The organism is Sphingomonas sp. HMP9 (genome assembly GCF_013374115.1).
In the GTDB taxonomy this organism is placed as follows: Bacteria; Pseudomonadota; Alphaproteobacteria; order Sphingomonadales; family Sphingomonadaceae; genus Sphingomonas.
The window spans coordinates 488,479-512,560 of sequence record NZ_AP022673.1 but is presented as its reverse complement, the minus strand read 5'-3'; the positions used below and the strand labels follow the sequence as shown (position 1 = coordinate 512,560).

At 62.6% G+C, this 24,082-nt stretch carries 14 protein-coding genes and 1 pseudogene; 11 read left to right on the top strand and 4 right to left on the bottom strand.

The genetic code is table 11. From position 1 onward, the window contains the following. Positions 1–10: 10 nt before the first annotated feature. The 9 genes and pseudogenes from HMP09_RS02335 to HMP09_RS02295 all read left to right on the top strand — a co-directional run. Positions 11–3,079 carry a TonB-dependent receptor gene (locus HMP09_RS02335; RefSeq protein WP_176499013.1) on the top strand — a complete coding sequence of 1,023 codons (3,069 nt, stop codon included), beginning with the start codon at positions 11–13 and terminating at the stop codon, positions 3,077–3,079. A gap of 308 nt (positions 3,080–3,387) precedes the next feature. After that, positions 3,388–4,569, top strand: a complete 1,182-nt coding sequence (gene uxuA / locus HMP09_RS02330) for a mannonate dehydratase (RefSeq protein WP_176499012.1) — start codon at positions 3,388–3,390, stop codon at positions 4,567–4,569. Next, a complete protein-coding gene (gene uxaC / locus HMP09_RS02325; RefSeq protein WP_176499011.1) occupies positions 4,566–5,978 on the top strand; it encodes a glucuronate isomerase in 1,413 nt (470 codons plus the stop codon). Before uxuA ends, uxaC begins: the two co-directional genes overlap by 4 nt. Next, the gene (locus HMP09_RS02320) at positions 5,975–7,366 is read left to right on the top strand and encodes a mannitol dehydrogenase family protein (RefSeq protein ID WP_232090568.1); all 1,392 of its coding nucleotides are present in this window, start codon (positions 5,975–5,977) and stop codon (positions 7,364–7,366) included. Before uxaC ends, HMP09_RS02320 begins: the two co-directional genes overlap by 4 nt. 30 nt (positions 7,367–7,396) lie before the next feature. Further along, positions 7,397–8,689: an MFS transporter gene (locus tag HMP09_RS02315; protein ID WP_176499010.1), complete on the top strand. Its 1,293-nt coding sequence runs from the start codon at positions 7,397–7,399 to the stop codon at positions 8,687–8,689. Positions 8,690–8,903: 214 nt separating this feature from the next. Then, on the top strand, positions 8,904–9,212 hold the full coding sequence (locus tag HMP09_RS02310) for a VOC family protein (protein WP_176499009.1): 309 nt from the start codon (positions 8,904–8,906) through the stop codon (positions 9,210–9,212). A gap of 502 nt (positions 9,213–9,714) precedes the next feature. Next, a complete protein-coding gene (locus tag HMP09_RS02305; protein ID WP_232090567.1) occupies positions 9,715–10,224 on the top strand; it encodes a DUF6351 family protein in 510 nt (169 codons plus the stop codon). Between the two features lie 12 nt (positions 10,225–10,236). After that, positions 10,237–11,387 (top strand): IS3 family transposase gene (locus tag HMP09_RS02300; RefSeq protein ID WP_176499007.1). Its coding sequence is split into 2 segments (ribosomal slippage): positions 10,237–10,501 and positions 10,501–11,387, totalling 1,152 coding nucleotides; the frame shifts between segments, so codons are not numbered across the junction. Between the two features lie 38 nt (positions 11,388–11,425). Further along, positions 11,426–11,680, top strand: a pseudogene (locus tag HMP09_RS02295) (tyrosine-type recombinase/integrase); the annotation flags it as partial. Positions 11,681–11,892: 212 nt separating this feature from the next. On the opposite strand, the gene HMP09_RS02290 reads toward HMP09_RS02295, so the two are convergent. From HMP09_RS02290 to HMP09_RS02275, 4 genes are all read right to left on the bottom strand, one after another. Further along, the gene (locus tag HMP09_RS02290) at positions 11,893–13,122 is read right to left on the bottom strand and encodes a glycoside hydrolase family 27 protein (protein ID WP_443026432.1); all 1,230 of its coding nucleotides are present in this window, start codon (positions 13,120–13,122) and stop codon (positions 11,893–11,895) included. A gap of 37 nt (positions 13,123–13,159) precedes the next feature. Further along, positions 13,160–14,305: an ROK family transcriptional regulator gene (locus HMP09_RS02285; RefSeq protein ID WP_332103260.1), complete on the bottom strand. Its 1,146-nt coding sequence runs from the start codon at positions 14,303–14,305 to the stop codon at positions 13,160–13,162. Positions 14,306–14,402: 97 nt separating this feature from the next. Further along, on the bottom strand, positions 14,403–15,923 hold the full coding sequence (locus HMP09_RS02280) for a tryptophan halogenase family protein (RefSeq protein WP_443026456.1): 1,521 nt from the start codon (positions 15,921–15,923) through the stop codon (positions 14,403–14,405). A 137-nt stretch (positions 15,924–16,060) separates the two neighbouring features. After that, positions 16,061–19,210 (bottom strand): TonB-dependent receptor, encoded by a 3,150-nt coding sequence (locus HMP09_RS02275; protein ID WP_232090563.1) that lies wholly within the window; start codon positions 19,208–19,210, stop codon positions 16,061–16,063. A 236-nt stretch (positions 19,211–19,446) separates the two neighbouring features. Here HMP09_RS02275 and HMP09_RS02270 point away from each other — a divergent pair, with 236 nt between their 5' ends. Continuing rightward, entirely contained in the window at positions 19,447–20,436 is a 990-nt protein-coding gene (locus HMP09_RS02270; RefSeq protein WP_232090561.1) for an ROK family protein, read from the top strand. 97 nt (positions 20,437–20,533) lie between these two features. After that, positions 20,534–24,019: a glycosyl hydrolase 2 galactose-binding domain-containing protein gene (locus HMP09_RS02265; protein WP_176499005.1), complete on the top strand. Its 3,486-nt coding sequence runs from the start codon at positions 20,534–20,536 to the stop codon at positions 24,017–24,019. The last annotated feature ends 63 nt before the right edge of the window (positions 24,020–24,082 follow it).

Here is a 24,082-nt window from a genome sequence, read left to right as displayed (position 1 = left end):
GAGAGGGTCTTTGAGCCGTAAGAGCTTCGATAAGCGGAAACTGCTTATCTCGACGAGCATCGTCAGCCTATTCATCGCCGCGCCTGTCATGGCCCAGCAGACTGCGGGCAGCCAGATGCCGCAGCCGGCGGACAGTCAGACGAGCCCGCCCGATCCCGCCGCCCCCTCTATTCCCGCCGATCCGTCGCAGGCTGCGGACCCCTCTCAGGCTGCAGATTCGGAAAACGCCGATATCGTCGTGACCGGGTTTCGCGCTGCACTGAACAACGCGCTCAACCAGAAACGCAATGAAACCGCCGCGATCGACAGCATCGTCGCGGAGGACATCGGCAAGTTCCCCGATTCCAACCTCGCCGAGTCGATGCAGCGCATCCCCGGCGTCGCGCTGTCGCGCGGTGATGGCGGCGAGGGCCGCAACATCTCGGTCCGCGGCCTCGGCTCGCAGTTCACGCGCGTGCGGATCAACGGCATGGAAGGCGTGTCGCAGGTCAGCGGCAGCGACATCCGCGGCGGCGTTGCGACCGGCCGCTCGTTCGATTTCGTGACCTTCCCGACCGAGATCTTCTCGGCCTTGTCGGTGCGCAAGACGCTGTCGGCCGATGTCGAGGAAGGGTCGCTCGGCGCGACCGTCGATCTTCGCGCGCCCAAGCCGTTCGACCAGAAAAAGGATTTCGTCCTCACCGGCACCGCGCGTGGTATCTACAACGATATCAGCAAGAAGGTCGATCCGCGCCTGTCCGCGCTCGTCTCCAAGAAGTTCGGCGATACGTTCGGCATTCTCGGCAGCGTCGCCTATTCGAAGCGGCGTATCGATGAATATGCCTATTCGGCGGTCGATGTCGTGCCAACCACGGTCTATGGCCAGGCGCAGCCCGCCGGCACCCCGAACGCCGGCGTGATCTTCCCGTTCTGCACGCCCGTCGGCTACACCTATCGCGGCGCGGCGACGAACAGCCCCCTCGCCGGCTACACCCAGCCCAACGGCTCGGCGATCGGCGCGGACGCCAACAATTGCAGCACCGGCAATCCGCGTACCGGCAATGCCGCCGCCTATGATTACATCATGAGCCGGACCGGGGTGAACGGTCGTCCAGGCGGCGGCGTCTATCTGCCGCGCCTGCCACGCCCGGTGAAGAGCAGCCAGGATCAGGAGCGGCTCGCCGGCACGTTGACGCTGCAATGGAAGCCCAGCGACAATACCGACATATCGCTCGATGGCCTGTATTCGCGGTTCAAGGTCGACCGGCTCGACACGTATTTCGATGCACGGTCGTTCGGACGCGCGATCTCCAACAACGGCCAGCCCCTGACGTCGGTCCGCGAGATCGAGGTCGATGACAACGGGTCGCTGGTTCACGGTCTATTCGACGGCGTCGACCTGCGCTCGGAGATGCAGCAGGAAAAATTCACCTCGACCTATCGTCAGGTCAATCTGAACTTCGACCACCGCTTCTCGGACACCGTTCGGGTCTATGGCCTGGCCGGTATCAACCAGTCGCGACTCGACGTGGACCGCCTGCAAGTCGCGATCGATGCGAACGACACGCGCGATTTCTCGATCGATTTCCGCGACAATCCCGACATTCCCAAGATCGGCTACGGGATCGACGCGACCAATCCTGCGCTGTTCCAATACGGTCCCCCGCTCGCGAACGGCGACCAGCGCGGACAGCTGTCGAATTTCATCCGCCGCAACACGATCACCAGCAAGACGTTCGAACTCAACGGCGAATGGGAGGCCGCACCCGACTTCACGATTCAGGTCGGCGGCCAGTATCGCACCAACAAATATACCGCGCGTGAGCGTCAGCTTGCCACCAATACGCCGCTCGAACTGCCGGCGGGCGTCACGCTCGCAAGTTTGACCACCGTTACCAAGGGCGTCGGCAGCAATCTGGACGGCCTGTTGCAGGATTTCGTCTCGATCGATCCGGAGAAGTTCCGCGATGCGGTCGGTCTCGACAGCTATGTTTATTGCAGCCTCGAATGCGCAAAGGGCACGTTTGGCGGCGTCTACGAGAAATACGGCTCGGGCTACGCCATGGTGAAGTTCAACACCGCCAATTCCCTGCCCTTCGCGCTGCGCGGCGATGCCGGCGTCCGCTACGTCCACACCAGCCTCGACACCTATGGTCCGATCACCTCGGCGGCGCCCGCCGGGTCGCTCTATCCGTCGCGTTTCGTGATATCGGAGGTCGGCCGCAGCTATGACGACTGGCTGCCGTCGGCGAACCTCGCGCTGGACGTCACGCCGGAACTGATCGCGCGCGCGTCGGTGGCCCGCGTCATGTCGCGGCCGGCGTACGGCCAGTTGATCCCCGCAGGCTCCGCGAACCTCGTCATCCAAACCGCATCCTTCAGCAACCCGTTCCTCGAGCCGATCCGTGCCAACACGTTCGATGCGGCGCTCGAATGGTATTTCGCCAAGGGGTCGCTGATTTCGGTCGCGTATTTCTACAAGAACATCGAAAGCTACATCCAGACGACGAGCCAGGCTGTCGCCTTCCAGGACATCGGCCTGCCGCTGACTCTGCTCAACGGTACGCAGCTGCGCCCGACCGACGTGTTTACGGTTCAGCGCAGCAACAACACCGAAGGCGGACCGCTGCGCGGGTCCGAGGTGAACGTCCAGTTGCCCTTCACCTTCCTTCCGGGCGTGTTGAAGAATTTCGGCGCGCTCGGCAACTTCACGCGGGTCCGTTCGAACATCAATTACGTCATATCGCCGACGCTTTCGCGGACCGCGCCGCTGGTCGGCCTGTCGCCGGAAACGGCGAGCGGGACGCTGTATTACGAGGACGACAAGTTCAGCATCCGCTCGACGGTGAACTACCGCTCGGCGTTCCTGACGGCGGTTCCCAGCGGCTCTGTCGATGCGGATTCGACATCGAACGCGAGCTCGATCTTCGTCGACGCCTCCGCCTCGTACAACCTCAACGAGCATATCAAGCTGATCGCCGAGGTCTCCAACATCACAAACGAGACCAACCGCCTGACCGTAGACACGACGCGCCAGGACCCCCTCTACACATCCTATTTCGGCCGCACCTACGCTTTGGCGGTCAATTTCCAGTTCTGAATACTCCAGTTTCCCCCATCGACATCGGCGCCCCCCATTGCCGATGTCGACAAACTAAGGGTGCGCCGCACGGTATCGCGGCGCACCCGATTTTCTATCCACGCGCGCGCCAGCGGCTATCTTTGCGTGCCGTCATGGTCGCCAACCCAACGCGGCCCCCTGATCACCCTGTACAGTTAGCGGATGCCCTCCAACAAAATGGCCTGACCACTTCGTTGTATCTGGCCTAATAGGTTTGGGATTGCTAAACAGGCGTGAACTGCAGCTGCCATAAGGTTCGCGCAACCGAGAGAGGAAGCCGGGTGTCAATGATTGAGACGATGCGGTGGTTTGGTCCATCCGATCCGGTAACGTTGCGCGATATTCGCCAGGCCGGCGCAAGCGGCATCGTGACCGCACTGCACGAGGTCGCCAATGGCGAGGTCTGGCCGCGGGACGCTATCGCCGCGCGGCAAGCCGAGATCGAAGCGGCCGGGCTCGTTTGGTCGGTGGTCGAGAGCCTGCCAGTGCACGAAGCAATCAAGACACGCAGTGCCGACTGGGACGTGCTGATCGACAATTATCGGCAAAGCCTGACCAATCTGGCCGCGTGCGACATTCGCACGGTGACCTATAACTTCATGCCGGTTATCGACTGGACTCGCACCGACCTGGCTTGGGCGATGCCCGACGGCGCGCGCGCGCTCCGCTTCGAGCTGGAAGCGGCGGCCGTCTTCGACATCCACATCCTGCGACGCTCAGGCGCCGACCATGATTATTCGCCCGCGCTGGTCGAGAGGGCCGAACGCCGGTTCGCGGGGATGGATGGCGAAGCGCTGCGCCTGCTCGAGAGGACCATCATCGCCGGTCTCCCTGGCAGCGAGGAGACCTTTACCGCCGACCGGTTCCGCGACGCCCTCGCGCAGTATGACGCCATCGATGCCGAGGGACTTCGCGCCAATCACATCGCATTCCTGGAGGCGGTCTGTCCGCTCGCCGACGAGCTCGGCATGCGGCTGGTGGTGCATCCCGACGACCCGCCCGTCGCGTTGTTCGGCCTGCCCCGCGTGGTCAGTACCGAGGCCGACGTCACAACCCTGTTCGCGCGAGTGCCCAACCCCTCCAACGGCCTGTGCTTCTGCGCCGGTTCGTTCGGCGCTCGTGCGGACAACGACCTGCCGGGCATGATCGAACGGCTGGGCGATCGGATCGGCTTCCTTCACCTGCGGTCGGTCCAGCGCGAACCCGACGAGGCCTTCCATGAGGCCGCACATCTCGCTGGTGACGCCGACATGGCCGCGCTCGTCGCTGCCATTCATGCACTGCAGATGCGCGAGGGGCGTTCGATCCCGATGCGCCCAGATCACGGCCACCAGATGCTCGACGACCTCTCGAAGCACACGCTGCCCGGTTATTCGCTGCTAGGGCGCATGCGCGGGCTTGCCGAACTGCGTGGCCTGGAACGCGGGATCGCGCATATGGCGGCACGGCATATGACGGCGCAAGCGTGAGCCGCCCGCTTCGCCTATCGCCTGATCGACTGTTCTCCAGCGATCCCGACCAGCGGTCGATCGCGCGGGCGCTGTATGCCGAGATCGCCACGCTGCCGATCGTCTCGCCGCATGGCCATACCGATCCGCGCTGGTTCGCGACGAACGAACCGTGGCGCGACGCGACCACCCTGTTGCTGGCGCCCGATCACTACCTGTTCCGGATGCTCTACAGCCAAGGCATCCCGCTCGATCAACTCGGCGTACCGTCACGCGAGGGCGTGCCCGACACCGACCCGCGCGAAGCCTGGCGCACGCTCGCCAGTCATTACCATCTGTTTCGCGGCACGCCGTCGCAGGCATGGCTCGATCACGTCTTTGCCGAGGTCCTTGGTTTCGACGTGGCGCTCGATGCCTCGACGAGCGACCTGTATTTCGACGGCATCGCCGAGCGTCTCGCGACCGACGCTTTTCGCCCGCGTACGCTGTTCGAGCGGTTCGGGATCGAATTTCTCGCGACGACCGAGGGCGCCGACGATCCGCTCGACGCACACCGCGCGATCCGTGACTCGGGCTGGACGGGCCGCGTCGTGACGACCTACCGTCCCGACGGCGTTGTCGACGTCGAACACGAAGCGTTCCGCCCGACGATGGAGCGGTTCGCGATGCTGACCGGGGAGGATGTCTGGACCTGGCCCGGCTATCTAGCCGCTCACCGAACGCGCCGCGCGGACTTTCGTGCGGCGGGGGCGACCGCGACCGATCACGGCCACCCGACCGCGCGTACCGCAAACCTCAATGCGGGCGACGCGGCGGCGTTGTTCGCACGCGTGATCCGCCCCCACCCGACGCCTGCCGACGCCGAGATGTTCCGCGCGCAGATGCTGACCGAGATGGCGCGCATGTCGATCGAGGACGGCATGGTCATGCAGATCCATCCCGGCAGCGTCCGCAATCACAACGCGCGCCTGTTCGCCAGCCACGGACGCGACCGCGGCGCCGACATTCCCGGCTGTGTCGACTTCGTCAACGGCCTGCGTCCGATGCTCGACGTGGTCGGCAACGATCCAACCCTCACCATCATCCTCTTCACACTCGACGAAACCACCTATGCACGTGAACTCGCGCCGCTCGCCGGTCATTATCCCTGCCTGCGGCTCGGGCCCGCCTGGTGGTTTCACGATTCACCTGAGGGCATGCGTCGCTTCCGCGAGATGACGACCGAGACTGCCGGCTTCTACAATACCGTCGGATTCAACGACGACACGCGCGCGTTCCTGTCGATCCCCGCGCGCCACGACGTCGCACGCCGCGTCGACTGTGCGTTTCTCGCCCGCCTCGTCGCCGAGCACCGGCTGGCGGATTGGGAAGCCGCCGATCTCGCGCAGGAGTTGACCGTCGGGCTTGCGCGTCGGTCATACCGCCTGTGAGGCTGTCCGCCGCCACGATCGACCGGCTGCCGGCGAGCGTGGCGCGCTTCGACTATGACCGCATGGCCCAGCGTATCGGCATAGTCCACCTCGGCATCGGCGCTTTCACCCGCGCGCATCAAGCGGTCTTCACCGATCTCGCCATGGCGGCGGGCGACCGCGACTGGGGTATCGTCGGCGCATCGCTGCGTTCCCCTGCCGCCCGCGATATGCTCAACCCGCAGGACGGCCTGTTCACGGTGACCGAGACCGCTACGGACGCTCCGCAAACGCGGCTGATCGGATCGGTTCGCGACGTGATCGTCGCATCGACCACGAACGACGATCTCCACCGCACGCTCGTCTCGCCCGCCACGGCGATCGTGACCATGACGGTGACCGAGAAAGGCTATCACCGTCGCCCAGACGGATCGCTCGACCTTGCCGCCGTGGGCCAGGCGGGCGGCACGCTCTACCACCACCTCGCGCGAGCGTTCGCCGGTCGTCGGGACGCCGGGACCGGTGGACTGACCCTGCTCTCGTGCGACAACGTTGCCGACAATGGCCGCGCGCTCGCGGCCTCGCTCGGCGCGTGGCTCGACCATATCGATCCGACTCTCGGCAGTTGGTTCGCAAGCGAATGCACCTGTCCGTCGACGATGGTCGACCGCATCGTGCCCGCCGTCACGCCTACCGATCTCGATACGGTCGAGGCGAGGCTCGGCGTTCGCGACGAAGCGGCCGTCCTGACCGAACCCTTTGCCCAATGGGTCATCGAAGACGACTTCGCCGGCCGTCGCCCAAGCTGGGACGCGGTCGGCGCGCAGATCGTCGCCAATGTCGCGCCGTATGAAACGGCGAAGCTGCGTATGCTCAACGGCGCGCATTCCGCGCTCGCGTATCTCGGGTTGCACCGCGGTCTGGCCTCTGTCCACGAGGCGATAAGCGATCCCGTGATCGGCCCGACCGTCGAGCGGCTGATGCGCGACGAGGCGGCGGCAGGCCTGGATCCCGCGCCGGGACAGGATCTGACCGCCTATGCCGACGCGTTGCTGGCCCGCTTTGCCAATCCGACGCTACGTCACGCGCTGCGCCAGATCGGGAGCGACGGATCGCAGAAGATCCCCCAGCGCTGGCTCGCCTCGCTCGAGGCCAATCGCCTGCGCGGACGGACCTGCCCGGAAACATTGTCGGCGCTGGCCGCCTGGATGCTGCACGTTCGCGGCGATGGCGGCCCCGTCGACGACCCGCGCGCGGCGGAGCTGGCGGCGGCGTGGGACTCGGCAGGGCGCGACGGCATCGTCGATGCGATCGTCGGCGAACGCGGTCTGCTGGCCGGTGCTTGGCGGCCGCGCGTGCAGGACAAAGTGATACTCGCCGAAAAACTGGCGACATTCGACAGACGATAACAGGCGGACAAGCCGCAAGGGAGAGCGAGCGTGGACGGTTCAACACAGGCGACGGGTCCTGGCCCGCAAAAGGCCGGAGGCAATGTTCGCTGGGTCATCTGCGCGCTGCTGTTCTTCGCGACGACGATCAATTACATCGACCGCCAGGTCATCGGCATCCTCAAGCCCACCCTCCAAGGCGAACTGGGCTGGACCGAAATCGACTATGGCATGATCGTGTTCTGGTTTCAGGCGGCCTATGCGATCGGCCTGCTCGCCTGCGGGCCGTTGATCGACAAGATCGGGTCCAAGATGGGCTATGCCGCGGCGATCACGGTGTGGAGCCTTGCCGCCTTGGTGCATGCTTTTGTGCGGAGTCCCGGGGGCTTCTCGATCGCTCGCTTCGCGCTCGGGCTCGGCGAGGCCGCGAACTTCCCGGCCGCGATCAAGTCGGTCGCCGAATGGTTTCCGAAGAAGGAACGCGCGCTGGCAGCTGGCATCCTGAACGCCGGCGCCAATGTCGGTGCGATCGCCACACCGATCGTCGTCCCGATCATCACGCTGGCCTATGGCTGGCGGGCCGCATTCCTCGTGACGGGGATGCTCGGCTTTGTCTGGCTGGTGGCATGGCTGATCTTCTACCGTGCGCCGGAACATCACCCCCGCGTATCGAAGCAGGAGCTTGCCTATATCCAGGCCGATCAGCAAAACGACGCCGGCACTGCGCCGATCCCATGGCGCCGCCTGTTCCGCTATCGCGGCACCTGGGCCTTCATCACCGCGAAATTCCTGACGGACCCGGTCTGGTATCTCTTCCTGTTCTGGCTGCCCGACTTTTTCGCCAAGCGCCACGGCCTGGATCTCAAGACCTTCGGCCCACCGCTGATCGCCGTCTATCTGCTCGCGGACGTCGGCAGCATCGGCGGCGGCTGGCTTTCGTCGGCGCTGATCAAGCGTGGCTACAGCGTCAACGCAGGCCGCAAACTGGCGCTGCTTGCCTCCGCCGTGCTGGTGCTGCCGATCATGCTGGCCAGTACCGTCTCCAGCCTGTTCGCTGCCGTCGCGATCATCGGCGTTGCTGCGGCGGCGCATCAGGGATGGTCGTCGAACTTGTATACGATGGTCTCCGACACCTTCCCTAAGAGCTCGGTCGCCTCCGTCATGGGTATCGGCGGCGCCGCGGGTGCGGTCGGCGGGATGATCATGGCGCGCTACGTCGGCCACGTTCTTGAAACGGTCGGCAGCTACGCCCCGGTCTTCATCTGGGCCGGCATCGCCTATTTCATAGCGCTCGCCATCATCCATCTTTTGCTGCCGAACCTAGAAGGTACGGAACGGAACTGAACTGACATCGCGCAGGGGATGATGACCATCGTCCGAATATCAGCTCGTATCATCGTACGTGTTTCGAGGATTACCGCTCATGATCGTGCAGTCCGTTCTTCTCATCCTTGCAGCACAGCAGGCAACAGTCCAGCCTCCCGGTAAGGCCGAACATGTCGCGATCCAGGCGAGTGACATCGATCGCAGCGCGGCCTTCTAACATGATGCGTTCGGCTTGCGGATCATCCCGACGCCGCTCAAGAACCGCCGCTGGCTCGACCTCGGCAATGGACTGGCACTGCACATACTGGACGGCCGCACCGCGCCGAAACCGTCAAACCGGAACGAGCATTTAGCGTTGCACGTCGACGATCTCGCCATCGTTACCACATGGTTGGAGAGACATGGCATCGTTTGGACTGACCTAGCAGGCAATCCGCACAGGATGCAGATCAGGTTCGATGGAGTTCGGCAAATGTATGTGCAGGATCCCGATGGCTATTGGTTAGAAATCGGAGACTCGCGTGGCGCTTTTACCAGATAACGCAAACGCAAAATAAGCTCGGATTTATCTCCGTTACAAGTATGGGAGCGCCTTGGCTGGGTTTGACGGTCATGATGAAATGGCAGCCGTTGCACCGCCTGGCGCCCCCCCCTTTCATGGTGTCGTGCAATTTCTCAGCCCGACAGAGTATCACGGACAATCGTGCGAGCAGGGACCACACGCGACCCCACGGACACCACAGTTCTCCTGAACCAACGCCGGCCTTTTTGATCGCCGTTCCCAGTTGGGAGAATCGGCTCCGTAGAAGCGGCGTAGCCGCCTGCAATTGTTTTGCCTTGGCGCATACAAGGTAGAGCAACGGGCGCCGACGTCGATACCCACGCTTTTGGATCTTTCCTTGCCGCTCGCCGTCGTCGATCGCGTTGACTGGGTCGGACATCCGCCTAAGCTACGAGTATCCGGTGGCTAAACGCCGGGCCTGCGATGGGTATCGTCGCCACGGGAGAGGATAATGACGAGACGGGGAGGAGGCGCGCGCCTCGTGCTGCTGGTCGCGGCAACGGGGCTATTATCCGGTTGCGGCGATGACGAGAACTCACCCACCGCCGCGCCGCCGCTGAGCGGCACCAGCGTCAAGGTTCTGTCCGGTCGTGCCGACATGGTAACCGACGGAGACGCTTTGGTCGAGGTCGTGCTGCCGACGGGCGCGGTGCCAGCCAATCTGCGGGTCGCCGTCGGCGGGCGCGATCAGTCTTCGAACTTCGCGCTCCGTTCGAACGGTCGCATCACGGGCCTGGTGTCGGGGCTCGCGGCCGGTGCCAACGTGATCGAGGTCACGGCAACCAACAACAGCTTTGCCGGTGCGCGACTGACCGTGACCAACGCCGGTATCAACGTGCCGGTGCTGCTCAGTTCGCACATCAACCCGTACATATGCGCGACGCCGCAGCCGGGAACCGCAACGGGCGCCAACGCCAGCGGGTTGTCCACGGCTCCGACCGATGCGCAGTGTGGACTTGCTTCAGAAAAGTGGAGAGTTTTCCTGAGATGAAAGGTGAACTCGATGACGAAGCAGCGACGATTTACGAAGGAATTCGAGGACGAGGCGGTCCGGCTGGTGGCGACCAGCGGGCGTACGCAGCGTGCGGTGGCGGAGGATCTGGGCGTTGGCCTGTCTACGCTGGTACGCTGGATCGGCCGTCGTCGTGATCGATTGATGGAGATGCCCGGCGAGGCGCCGCAGGCAGATATGGCTGCCGAGTTGAAGCACCTTCGGCGGGAGAACGAGATCCTCCGACAAGAGCGCGACATACTGAAGCGGGCGACCGCTTTTTTCGCCCGGGAGGGAAGTCGATGAGGTTCGCGCTCGTCGATCAGGCGAAGAAGGATTTCCCCGTACACCGCCTTTGCCAAGTGCTCGGCATCAGCCCGAGCGGCTATTTCGCGTGGAAAGATCGACCTGCCAGTCGGCGTCAACGCGACGATATGGTGATGCTGGCGCATGTCCGTTCTGCGTTCGCGCTGTCGAACGGCACCTATGGCAGCCCGCGTATGACACGCGAGTTGCAGGATGATGGCTTCGCCATCGGACGCAGGCGCACGGCGCGACTGATGCGTGAGAACGGCCTACGGGGCCGGCAGAAACGCCGGTTCAAACGAACGACCGACAGCGAGCACAGCTGGCCGATCGCACCGAATATCATCGACCAGGATTTTACTGCAACGGCACCCAACCAGAAGTGGGGCGTGGACATCTCGTATGTCTGGACGCGGGAGGGATGGCTCTATCTGGCCGTGGTCATCGACCTCTTCTCCCGACGTGTGATCGGTTGGGCCGTCGGCGACCGGCTGCACCGTGATCTGGCGCTCGCCGCGCTGCGCAAGGCCCTCGTCATGCGGCGTCCGCCTGAAGGGCTCATCCATCACTCGGACCGCGGCAGTCAATATTGTTCGGTGGATTACCAGGCCGAGCTGCGCCGCCACGGCATCCGTATCTCCATGTCGGGAAAGGGAAATTGCTACGATAATGCGATGGTCGAGACGTTCTTCAAGACGATCAAATCCGAGCTCGTCTGGCGCACCGTCTTCTATACCCGCGACGAAGCCGCACAGGCCATTGCCCGCTATATCGACGGCTTCTACAACCCCGTCCGGCGCCACTCCGCGCTCGACTACATCAGCCCCGCCCAGTTCGAACGAACTGCGTCACGCTGAGCAAATGCCTCTCCACTTTATCGGGGCAAGTCCACAACGACTACATGGACCACATGAGCACGCGGCAAGTTACCCGCCTTGTGCACGAGTGGGTCGTCGGCATCGGCCTTCCGACGCAGGACTATGGGACGCACTCGCTACGGCGCACGAAAGCATCGATCATCTACAAGGCGACTGACAACCTCCGCGCCGTTCAGATCCTTCTCGGCCATGCCAAGATCGACAGCACGGTGCGCTACTTGGGCGTTGACGTGGAAGACGCTTTGGAATTGGCCGGACGCACCGAGGTCTGAGCGGACCCATAAGCGGACGCTCAGCGTCCTTCTCGCGCTTCCCAAGTTCGCACGTTCATCCATGGTTCGTAACTGCCCAGGAACGCTGATAAAATGGCAAAGTAACAGCTTCGCTGCTCGGCTTAACGCAACCTCTCGAACGGGAGGTTCGTCGCAAACTCGCATCCGGCGTTCGTCTGACCGACAAAGCGTAGTACAATCTGATGGTGCGATCAGGGGGTTACCTTAACCATGATCACCCCATGCGCTGGCACCAGTGCGGCATAGCTATCAGAGATCTTGCCTATTGACCGATGGCTCCACACGTCGCGTACGTCTGCACGTACCGAGCGAGTCAGACCTATTTCTGGCCAATTAACCTCAATCTTGGCAGGGCTGTCGGAGCGGTTGAATAGTATCACGGCCCGGCTTCCGTCACTTAACGGTTTCGACCAGACCTCTAGATCGCCATCATCGCGTACACGACGACCCTGCTGACCCAGTGGGTCTTGGCTAACCGCGATTACCTCCTTGTTCAACAAAATGGTGCGCGTCGCTGCGCTCATGTTGGTGACATCGTTGCCAGCAATCAGCGGTGAAGCCATCATAGCCCACAGACTGAAATGGGAGCGGTACTCGGTATCGGACATTCCGCCGTTGCCGACCTCGAGCATGTCGGCATCGTTCCAGTGGCCAGGCCCGGCGTACGGATAAAGCGGCTCGTTCGCGTCTACGATGTCGACCATACCGATCGACCATTTGTCCCGCCCCTTCCAGGCATCGCGGATATCGCTGGTCGTGCGCCATGAGTTGCCGATCTTCTTGCCCCATTCCCAAGGGCGATTATTGCCCCATTCGCACATCGCGAGAAGCACGGGTCGTCCCGCGGCTTTGAGGGCATCCGACATTAGCGCGTAGGCGCTTTCAGCGTTCAACGTGCCAGTCGAGCACCAGTCATATTTCAGATAGTCTACGCCCCACCGCGCGTATGTAAGCGCGTCCTGATATTCATGTCCAAGGCTGCCGGGCTTGCCGCCACACGTCTTAGCGCCGGCATCGGAGTATATCCCGAATTTGAGGCCGCGAGCATGGACGTAATCGGCCAGTGCCTTCATGCCCGACGGAAACTTCTCTCGACTTTCGGTAATGAAGCCGTTGGCATCGCGTTCACCGTGCCAGCAGTCGTCTATTACGACATACTCGTACCCTGCATCGCGCATTCCATTCGTTGCCATGGTGTCGGCGATGCGACGCACCGTCTTCTCATCGATGTTACAGCCGAACTTGTTCCAGCTGTTCCATCCCATCTGCGGCGTTGGTGCCAACCCATTGGCCTTGCGGTTTGGGTCCAACGACGGACGCAGCGTGTTCGGATCGACAAACTGATCCTGCGCACGCGCGACGCCGACGGCAAACGGCAGCAGGGCAAGTACAGCTAGATGCGCCAGCTTTTGCAAAAACACTTCCTCTCTAAAGTAATCCGTCTGATCATTCGCTTGGCTACGCAGATTGCGTCTTGATGAGGATTCCGTCCGACGGCAGGATGCGGTCGAGAAAAGGCAGGATCGCTGCGCCTATTGCCGGACTATCTCGCGAGAGACTGGCACGAACGATCGGCGCAATTATGGGGATATTGGGTGCTGCCGCTCGCAGTTTCCGGTAAGTGTCCGCAGCAAGCTGATCGAGGATATCGTCCGGCAGCCGCCCGCCAACGAGCACAATCGCCGGATTGACTAGACAGTTCACGGCCGTCAGCGCTGGCACAAGCGCGTCCGATGCGTCCTCGAGCCACGCGGCGACGTGCGGCTCGAACGCTACGGGAAACGGTTGCGTCGGATCCATGCCCGCCGTGTCCAGTCCTGCAGTCTCCAGATAGCTCGACAACGCCGACAAGGAGACTACGTCTTGCAGCACCTTGGTTGGATCATTGGCGAGCGGCAGGAACCCGATTTCCCCGCCGCGGGCGTTTGCGCCGCGGTAATAGGCGCCGTCGATCACTACTCCACCGCCTAGCCCGGCGCTGACGAGAATATAGAAGAAGTTCGCGTGGTGCCCGTCGCCGAACTGCGCCTCGCCGATAGCTGCTGCAGCAGCATCGTTGTCAATGTGGATCGACCAGGGGATGATGGGCGCGAGCATCGCCTCGATATCGACATCGCTCCACTGCTCGTACCCGGGCGGGCGATGCGGGAGATCGACACGGCCGAGGTCGTCGGGAAGTGCCACGCCCATCCCTAGGACCCGATCCAAGCGTATCGCATCGGTACCAACGATTGCCGCGATCCCTTTTTCGACGACCCGTACGACGTCGTTGGGCGACGCGAATGCGATCTGCCGGGTAAATCGAGAGCGCACCGTGCCAGCCAGATCGAGTGATACCAACGTAACATGATCGCGATCGATGTTGAGGCCGATGGCGTAGCCCCCTTCCGGATTTATCCGGAGGCGGGTCGCCGGTTGCCCTCGACCGCCCAAGCGTCGTCCGGCATCGATCACGAGCTCGTTCTCGAATAATCGCCCTACGATGTTGGCGATCGTCGGCGCGGTCAAATTGGTCATCACCGCGATTTCGTTTCGCGTGATGTCAGGATTGCGCCGAATGATCTGCGTTACGACGCGCTGATTATAGTCACCTGCACGTTCCAAGTTCGTGCCCGACAGGCTTGGCCCAAGCCTGACAGATCGGTCGTCTGCGGTAACGCTGCCGCTGGTCGCTTTTCGAGAAACGTCGAAATTCGAGGGCCTATCCATTCGCCGCAAGGCTCATCGACCGGAATGCGGGAAGAGCCGATGCGGGGGCAAACGACTTGAGAAACGTCTCGTGCGGTTCGGCAAGTGCAACGGCGTCACGTATCGAACCCTTCATCCGCTCGAACGCTGCCTCGAGATCTGACAGGGAGAAATGATCCGCCAGCGGGTCGTGCGCCGCGGCATCGATACCAAATCCGGCGTACATGGATAGCCAACTTGGGTCCTGAAATGACTCCCACTCGTAGCGCACGAGGTGCCCGCGAGCCTTGAACAATGTCAGCTTGCGCGCCAGCTCCTCGGGCAGCGCGGTGCCGCGACAGCGATCCCACATCGGCTGACCCTGCCGGCCATTTGCAAAATAATGCAGGATGAGGAAGTCGCGGATGCGGGCATATTCCAGGCCGGTCGTGCGATTATACTCATTCGCCAGCGCGGGATCGAAACCCCGATCAGGCAGCAAGGCGAGCAACTTTTCCAAGCCGGTCTGGATGAGCGTGATACTCGTCGACTCCAGCGGCTCCATGAATCCCGCTGCGAGTCCGAGTGCGACGCAGTTGCCTTGCCAGAATGCTGTCCGACGACCGGTACGGAAACGGATCATGTTCGGCTCGGCCAGCGCCTCGCCTTCGAGCCTGCCCTTCAAAGTCGCCACCGCCTCGTCATCCGAAATGTGGCGGCTCGCATAGACATAGCCGTTGCCGACCCGGTGCTGCAGCGGGATCTGCCATTGCCATCCTGCTGCCAGCGCGGTGCTGCGCGTATAGGGGGTAAGCGGTCCTGCTCGTTCGCACGGCATCGCGACCGCGCGATCGCACGGGAGCAGGTTCGTCCAATCTTCGTACGGTACGCCCAGCGAGTCGCCGAGCAATAGCGACCGGAAACCCGAGCAATCGATGAACAGGTCTCCCGCGATCGTCTTGCCACATTGGGTATCGACACTGGAAATATAACCTGTGGCCTGGTCGACGAGGACATCGGTGATCGTGGCGTCGATGTGTTCCACGCCCCACTCGTCCGCCTTTTTTGCCAAGAACTTAGCAAACAGCCCTGCGTCGAAATGTACCGCCCAGTCGAAGAAGAGCAGGTCATGCACCGGGCTGTCGGTCGGTCGCATGAAGAGGTTACGCTCGGCAAGAGCGGTTGCGAGACAGAAGTCGGACAGCGGCGTAGGGTGCCCAGATGCGTTTAGCTTGCGCCAGTAATGGTGGAACGCCACCCCCCGCGATCGCATTCCGTACAGGCCGAAGGGATGGAAGAACCGTTCGCCCTCGCGCTTCCAGTCGACGAACTCGATTCCGAGCTTCACCGTACCCTGCGCAGCCGCGATGACTTCCTGCTCGGTGACGCCGATTTCCCGGAAGAAATCTCGGATCCCGGGCACGGTCGCCTCGCCGACCCCTACCGTGCGGATGTCGCTGGATTCGACGACCGTGATGGTCACGGACTGACGATCGAGCCTGCGCGCGAGGAGCGTTGCCGCCATCCACCCGGCGGTCCCCCCGCCGACGATCACGATCGAGCGCAGCGGTCCTGAGTTACGCGTCGCCCGTGCTCCATCCGTCACGATCAATTCCCCATCTTGTGCGTTACCAAGCAAACGCCCGCCACCCCACAGACAGGATGGCGGGCGCTTACAGTCTCACCCGCAGATCAGAACTTGAAACGTGCGCCCGCCATGAACCGGCGTTCATAGATGTTGTTGTACGCTTTCTCATCCGGGAAGGTCAGGTAGTATTTTTCATACTCGCCGGTCAGGTTCGACCCTTGCGCGTACAGCGTCAGATTTGGCGTGAAGTCGTAGCTGATCGACGCATCAATATAGTTCGTCGGCTGCTGATACAGTTCGAGGCCTTGGATGCCGCCGAAGTCCTGCTGGACCGCACGCTTCGAACGGTAATTCCAAGCAACACGAGCCTGGAAGTGGTTGTCCTGGTAGAAGCCCGCAAGGTTGGTCTGGATCTTCGAATTGTCCTGGAACGGGATCGAGTCGCCCTTCAAATCGACTGCGCCTGAATCGGACGGCGAATAGGTGATGTTAGCATCGATGCCGAAGTTGGAAAGCACCGTCGGAATGAAGCCGAAGTCGTTGAACGACAGCTTGGCACCAGCTTCGACACCCTTGAGCGTACCACCGTCGCCCTGAACCGGAGTGCTGATCGACACGGTCCGGTTGCGAACCACGCCGTCATTGTCCGGCAGGTCCGTTCGCACGATGTTGCCAGACTGGATGAAGCTGGCGACGTCGATGTAGAAGGCACCTACGCTCAACAAGCTGCTGCGTCCGATATAGTATTCGAGCGAACCTTCGACGTTCGTGGCGCGCCAGGGATCGAGCTGCGGATTGCCGTTCGAGCTGCCGCCGGTGACGCGGAAGACGGGGGATCCCGGGTTGCTCGTATCGATCGCGTAGTTTGGATTGAGTCCGCCCCCCCATTGGTTGAGATCCAGCAGCGTCATCGTCTTGGAGTAGGCGAGGCGCAGCTTCAGGTTGTCGGCAAAGTTGAACGCCAGATTGAATGCCGGCAGGAAGTCGGTGAAGCTCCGCTTGGTCTCGACCGTGCCGTTGACCGTGTTTGCGACGCCGTAGGGGCGAGGCGAACCGGTCACGAACTGGGTGATGTCGAGTTTGGTGTTGATGACCTTAAGGCCGGCGTTGCCGGATACGGGAATGCCGAAAACGTCACCCTTGACGTTGAGCTGTGCGTAGCCCGAGATCTGCTTCACGCCGACGTTGAACGACGCACCCGGGTTCTGAATCTCGACGTTGCCGGGGTAGAAGCTGTTCTGGAACGCCAGCGCGTTATCCATGACCTTTGGATCAAGCACGTAGATCGGCGGCAGGCCGGCACCCGGCAGGTTGAACTGCTTGACCTGGCCGTTGAAGATCGGGTCGCTGGCCTTGCGGACCACGCCCGACGTGTAGGGCCTGAAGCTCGCCGTCCCGAACGTGCCCGTACCCGCATAGCAGGAGGCATCGTTGAGCGGCACGTCGAACGCCTTCCACTTGACCAGGCAACCGCCCGGCTGCGACGCCTGCCCCGCATACAGCGGTGCCGCCCGATCGAACTCGAAGTCGTCGACCGAGCGCTCGCTGTACCGGCCACCGGCGCTCAAGCTGACATTGTCGTTGGCCTCGTACGAAACGTCACCGCGGATGATCTTCAGGTCGCCCTTTCGGCGGTAGTTACCCTCCGAAGACGTGGTCTTCATCGTGTAGCTGTCGATGTTGCCGAGCGCCGTCGTCAGCTGCGACGGCAAGGTGAAGACGGGCTGGTTACCGGTGAAATCGACCGTCGCTGGCAACGATGCCGACCCGGCGATCGTGTTGACCGCATACCCGCCCGAATTGAATGCGACGTCACCCGTCGGATAATGACCGATCCCGCCAGGCTGCCACTGCGCGCCGTTCGATGGGCTGAACTGCAGATAGCTCTGATCGTAGTTCGAATAGGCCTTGCCGTAGACGCCGCGCAGGCTGGCTTTAAACCGGCCGCCATTGTCGTACTTCAGCTCGGCATTGTAGTTCTGCGACTGAGACTTGAACTTGTCATTCTGCGCGTAGGAATCGAAATTACCCAGGTCGTAATTATAGACTTGCGTCGTGTTCAGATCATAATCGCGCGTTACGCCACCGTTGCTAAGCGACACGGTCGAGCCGGTGTTGCGCGACTGGCCCGGCACGAATTCGCCGGCCTGCCAGTTGACGTTCTGCATCTGAATGCCGGCGGTGCGATCATTCTCGTTCTGGCGCGTGAAGAACGCATCTGCGTTCAGCGTCAGGGCGTCGCTGATCTCCCACTGAGCCGAGGCATTAATGCCGATCCGCTCACGCTGGTTGACCTTGTCCCAGGCGGTGAAGCCCTGAGGAACGATGAAAGCATCGTTCGCGTCGCCGTCGCCATTCACATCGCGCCCCGTTCCGACGATCGTCCCCTTCGGACGATTTGCCGGCGAGAAGCCGTTGCTGAGGTTGACGTCGCCAGTCGGGTTGGCCGCAGTATTGAACTGCTCGTTGTGCAGCGCGGCCCCGTAGCTTTCCTGGATCCCGTTGTGGGAGTTCGAAAGATGCAGGTTCGAATAAGCGCCTGACACCAGGAACCCGAACTTATCGCCCCGGAAGCCGAACAGCCCGTTCAGGTTCGGATCGAATTCCTTGGTCTTGTCGCCGTAGGCGCCCTCGGCAGCGGCAGCAACGGTGAAGCCCTTCTTGAGATCGAACGGGCGACGCGTGCGCAAGTTTACGGTGCCGGTGATGCCCGCGTTGAGCAAATCGGCCGTGCTCGACTTGATGACGTCCGCGCCCGCGAACAGCTGCGACGGAATATCGTTGAAGTTCGGCTGGATCGTCGTGATCGACTGCGCGCCAAGATAGGCCTCGCCGTTGAGCAACGTCGTAACCTGCGGCAGGCCACGAATGTTGATTGCCGCGCCCTCACCGGCATCACGGCGGATCTGCACGCCGGGGATACGCTGGAGCGAGTCCGAGATCGTTACATCGGGCAGCTTGCCAATGTCTTCGGCCGAGATGGAATCGGTGACCGACGCGGCATCGCGCTTGAGGTTGACCGCACGCTGCTGCGATCCGCGAATGCCGGTGACGACGATGTCCTGCGTTTCAGCAGCCGCGTCGCTAGCGGGCGTGGTCGGGTTCTGAGCTTCGCTTGTCTGATCGGCAGCAGCCGCTGACGGCGATGCGGCTTGATCGGTAGGTGCGTTCTGTAGAACCCCCTGCGTCGTAGACGTTTGCTGGGCGAGCGCAGTGCCGCTGCTCACTAGCGCCGTCACGGAAGCCGCGACCATCAACATATTCTTGGAACGTGCACGCAACATTTCGACCGTCTCCCTCAGCACCCGAAATCGCCAAGAACTGGCGAACATTTTAGCATGCTAAGATCGAGCCGATCGGCGACTCATCGCCCCACCCTCTCCTGCCTGCCAGTCGCAACTTTCCGTTGTCTCGACATCACGTGTTTAATCGTCCGGTGGATCCGGTCAATAACAAAATCAATTTGCGTTTATAACAATCGCTGGCATGCTTGGTTGACGATGGCCGGGCAGCGGTCACGCGACTAAAAGAGAGGAAGGTCGTCTTGCAAAACAGTATCGTTGGTCGGGCTATCGAGCCGCAGCCAGCATCTGTACCGGCTTTAGGTATCGACTTTGGTGGCACCAAGATCGAAGCCGTGTTGTTAGGCGCAGACGGTGAGACGCTGTGGCAGCAGCGGGTTCCCAATCCCGGCACGTATGATACCGCGGTAGCCGCTATCGCCGAGTTCGTCGTGGCTGCCGACATCGCGGGGGGCACGGCATGTACCGTCGGCATCGGCGCACCTGGATCGCCGTCGCCACGTACCGGCGTGATGCGCAACAGCAACTCTCTTTACCTGAACGGTCGATCGTTCTCCAAAGACCTCACCTCTGTTCTCGGCCGACCGGTGCGGCTGGTCAACGACGCGAACTGCCTCGCGCTGTCTGAGGCCACCGATGGCGCCGCGACCGGTGCGCGCAGCGTGTTCGCGCTGGTGATTGGTACGGGCGTCGGTGGCGGCATCGTACTCTCCGGTGCGTGTCACGACGGCGCCCACGGCATCGCCGGCGAAATCGGCCACTTACCTTTACCCTGGCCGCGCAGCGACGAACTGTCTCCGCCGCCATGCTGGTGCGGCCTGACGGGGTGTATCGAAAGCTGGGTTTCCGGCACGGGTTTTGCGCGCGCCGCCAGGACAGAACATGGTCTGTCGCTCAGCGCCCCCGAGATCGTTGCAGCCGCCCGAGCCGGGAATCCCGCCGCCCGAGCTGCACTGGATGCGTATATCGATCGGCTGGGACGCGTACTGGCCATGGTTGCCAACCTGCTGGACCCTGAGGTCGTCGTATTGGGCGGAGGCATGTCGAACGTCGCCGAAATCTATGAAGAACTTCCTGCCATCGTCCGCCGCTATGCCTTCTCGGACCTATGGGAGGGTCGCATCGTGCCCGCGCGCTGGGGCGACGCGTCAGGCGTGCGCGGCGCTGCACGACTGTAGACTGGGGACGCCTGACCGACCCAAGGTCTAGCACGACGAACATAATAACCAACCGGCCGGTAGAATATCGAGCCAGGAACTCAGGAGAGATCTATTTATGCGATCGTTGCCACTAACAGCCGCGCTGCTGCTCGGTGCCGCATTATCCTCTTCGCTGGCCGCTCAAGCCGTGATGCCGACCATGCGGCCGACGATCGCGAATGCCGGCCCCTATAATGTTGCCATCCTAGAAGGCGGGACTGGGCTGGAGCGTGATCTGACGGGCGCCGACGCAGCTGTCCAAGCCAATGCCCCCTGGACGCTGTCCACTTGGGTTCGCCCAAGCGAAGCCGGCGCGGACGGTTTGCTGCTGGCCGTCGGTAATCCGCTGGAGGCCTGTCGCTGCCTCGACCTTACCAATGGGCGTGCGACTGCCGTGGACGGAGCGACACGGGTAACCGGCGGACCGGCGTTGGCCGCCGGCAAGTGGACGCATGTCGCCGCTGTGGCGAACGGACGGACACTGACCCTCTATGTCGATGGTCGCGTCGTCGCGTCCGTCGCGAACCACCCGAGCGAAGTCGTCGCCCGCCTCGCCGTCGCACCGGTGACGAATGGCGCTAAAGCGCCTCGCCATTTTGGCGGATCGCTGGTTGCGGCGCAGCTCAACGGCGCGGCGCTGAGCGCCAGCGAGATCACGGCCGCCATCCGAGCGCGGCCGGATTTCGATCTCGTGCAATTCTGGCAGGTCGGCGTCGGCTGGCCGTTCCAGAAGCAGGCCAATATCGGCCTTACCCAGCAGCAGGATGCCTGGACCTTGCCGAAGGCACGCGTGAGCGCGACCACGGCCCCGATCGCGCACTTGCCCCTGCCCCCGACGGGACTGGCGCGCGAAAGCGACGGTCGCTGGCTGGTCAATGGCTGGCAGCTCGCCGCAGCCCCCGAGGTGCGCGAAGATGCCACCACTCTGTCGCGTCCGGGCCCTGCCACGGGCACGTGGCGTGCGGCGACCGTGCCGGGCACCGTCTTGACGACGCTGGTCGACCGCGGCGTCTATCCCGATCCATATTACGGGCTGAACAACCTCAAGATTCCCGAGAGTCTGGCACGTCAGGACTATTGGTACCGCACCAGCTTTACGGTGCCGGCAGCCGCCGCGGGCAAACGCCTGACGTTGGTCTTCGGTGGCATCAACTACGCCGCTGACGTCTGGGCGAACGGCCGCAAGCTCGGCGACACCCACGGCGCCTTCATCCGCGGCCAGTTCGACCTCGTGCCGGTCGCCGGCGAGAATGTCGTCGCGGTCCGCGTCTCGCCGCCACCGCATCCCGGCATTCCGCACGAGCAGTCGATCAGCGGCGGCGTCGGCGAGAACGGGGGCCAGCTTGCCATCGACGGCCCTACTTTCGTCGCAACCGAGGGCTGGGACTGGATACCGGGCATTCGCGACCGTAACACGGGGCTGTGGCGGCCCGTGGAACTGCTCGCGCATGGGACCGTCCGGTTGCTCGATCCCAAGATCGTCACCGATCTGCCTCTGCCGCGTACTGACAGCGCCGACGTCTATATCACCGTACCGGTCGAGAACGCTGGTGCGACAGCCGCAAGCGTCACCGTGCGTGCAGCGTTTGGCGGCGTCCGAGTGGAGAAGACGGTCATCGCGCCGCCCGGTGAGACGAAGGTCGTCTTCAACCCTAAGGAGTTCGCACAGCTTCACGTCGCCAATCCAAAACTTTGGTGGCCGAACGGCTATGGCGAGCAGGCTCTTTACCAACTGTCGCTGGAAGCGCTGGCCGACGGCCAGCTCTCGGATACGCGCACCGACAAGTTCGGTATTCGCGAAGTCAGCTACGACCTGTCGCTGTTCGATGCGGCTGGTGCGCTGCGCCGTGTCAACCTCCAGTTCACGGATGGCAGCCTGCGCGGCGAGCGCCTGATCGATGTTCGCCATCAGGCCATCAAGCAATCCCCCAACGGCTGGGCGGAATCGCTGACGCCGCAGGGCGAGCGCTCCCCGGCGGTAACACCGGTCGAGGCGACGATGCCCGAACCGCATCTGACGATCCGCGTGAACGGCGTGCAGATCGCCGCGCGCGGCGGTAATTGGGGCATGGACGATGCGATGAAGCGCATCGGACGCGCACGCCTCGCCCCCTATTTCCGTCTCCAGAAGGAGGCGCACATGAACGTCATCCGCAACTGGATGGGCAACAATACCGAAGAGGAGTTTTACGACCTGGCCGATGAGAACGGCATGATGATCCTCAACGATTTCTGGCAATCGACCCAGAATTTCCAGGTCGAGCCGGAAGATCCGGCACTGTTCCTGAAGAACGCCGACGACGTGGTTCGCCGCTACCGCAACCACCCGTCGATCATCCTATGGTTCGGTCGCAACGAGGGGGTGCCCTACCCGGCCCTGAACGAAGGCCTCGACGAACTCATCGCCCGCGAGGATGGCACGCGTTGGTTCACGGGCAGCTCCAACGTCGTCAACCTGCAAGGGTCGGGACCGTACAACTATCGTCCACCGGTCGGCTATTTCACCGGCCTCGCCACCGGTTTCTCGGTGGAGACGGGAACGCCGTCGCTCTCCACGCTCGAATCTGTACGCGCCAACATGCCCGACAGCGAAACCTGGCCGCTCAGCGACACGCTGGCCTATCACGACTGGCATTTTGCGGGGAACGGCGACACCAAGACGTTCATGTCCACGCTCGACACCATGTTCGGGCCCGGTACCAGCTTCGCCGATTTCGAGCGCAAGTCGCAGATGATGAACCTCGAGACGCACAAGGCGATGTACGAAGGGTTTCTCGGTCATTTGTGGACCAAGAACTCTGGTCGACTGCTGTGGATGACGCATCCGGCATGGCCGTCGAATACGTGGCAGATCTACAGCTGGGACTATGACACCCAGGCCTCCTATTATGGTGCGAAGAAGGCTGCGGAACCGCTTCACGTTCAGCTCAACCTGCCGGGCAACGAACTGGTAGTGCTCAATACGACTCGCGAGGCCCAACCTGGACTAAAAGTCCGCACGCGTGTCGTCGGGCTCGACAACGCCGAGCTCTTCACGCGCGAGGATCGCGTCGATGCGGGTGCCAACATGGCGACGCCGCTCGCAGCGGTGCCGCTCGATCGCTTGTTCGCGTCGAACCCGATGCTCCTGGTCAAGCTCGAATTGATCGATCGGGTGGGCAAGACGGTTGCCGACAATTTCTACTGGCGCGGGAAAGACGAAGCCGCCTACCGGATGCTGAACACGCTGCAGAGCGTCGCGCTGACCGGCTCCGTCGTAGCGCAGGCGGTCGACGGCGCGGACAACGTCGTGACGGTGACGCTGGCCAATCGAACCGCGGTTCCGGCGCTGAACGCCAAGCTGACGCTGGTCGATGCACAGGGCAAACGTGTCTTGCCGGCGTTCTACAGCGACAATTACGTTGCGCTCCTGCCCGGCGAGGAAAAGCGCATTGTCATCCGCTACCCCAAAGCCACGGGCCAGACGGCGGCCGCGCTTACGCTGCGCGGATGGAACGTCGCGCAGTCGGAGCGCTTCATCACCCTCGCACCCCAGACTGTCCGCATTGGGCGCGCGCAATAGCGACCTATCGGCGCAACCTCGGTTGCGCCGAACTCGCAGGCTGGGTCATCCTGACGGCACCCT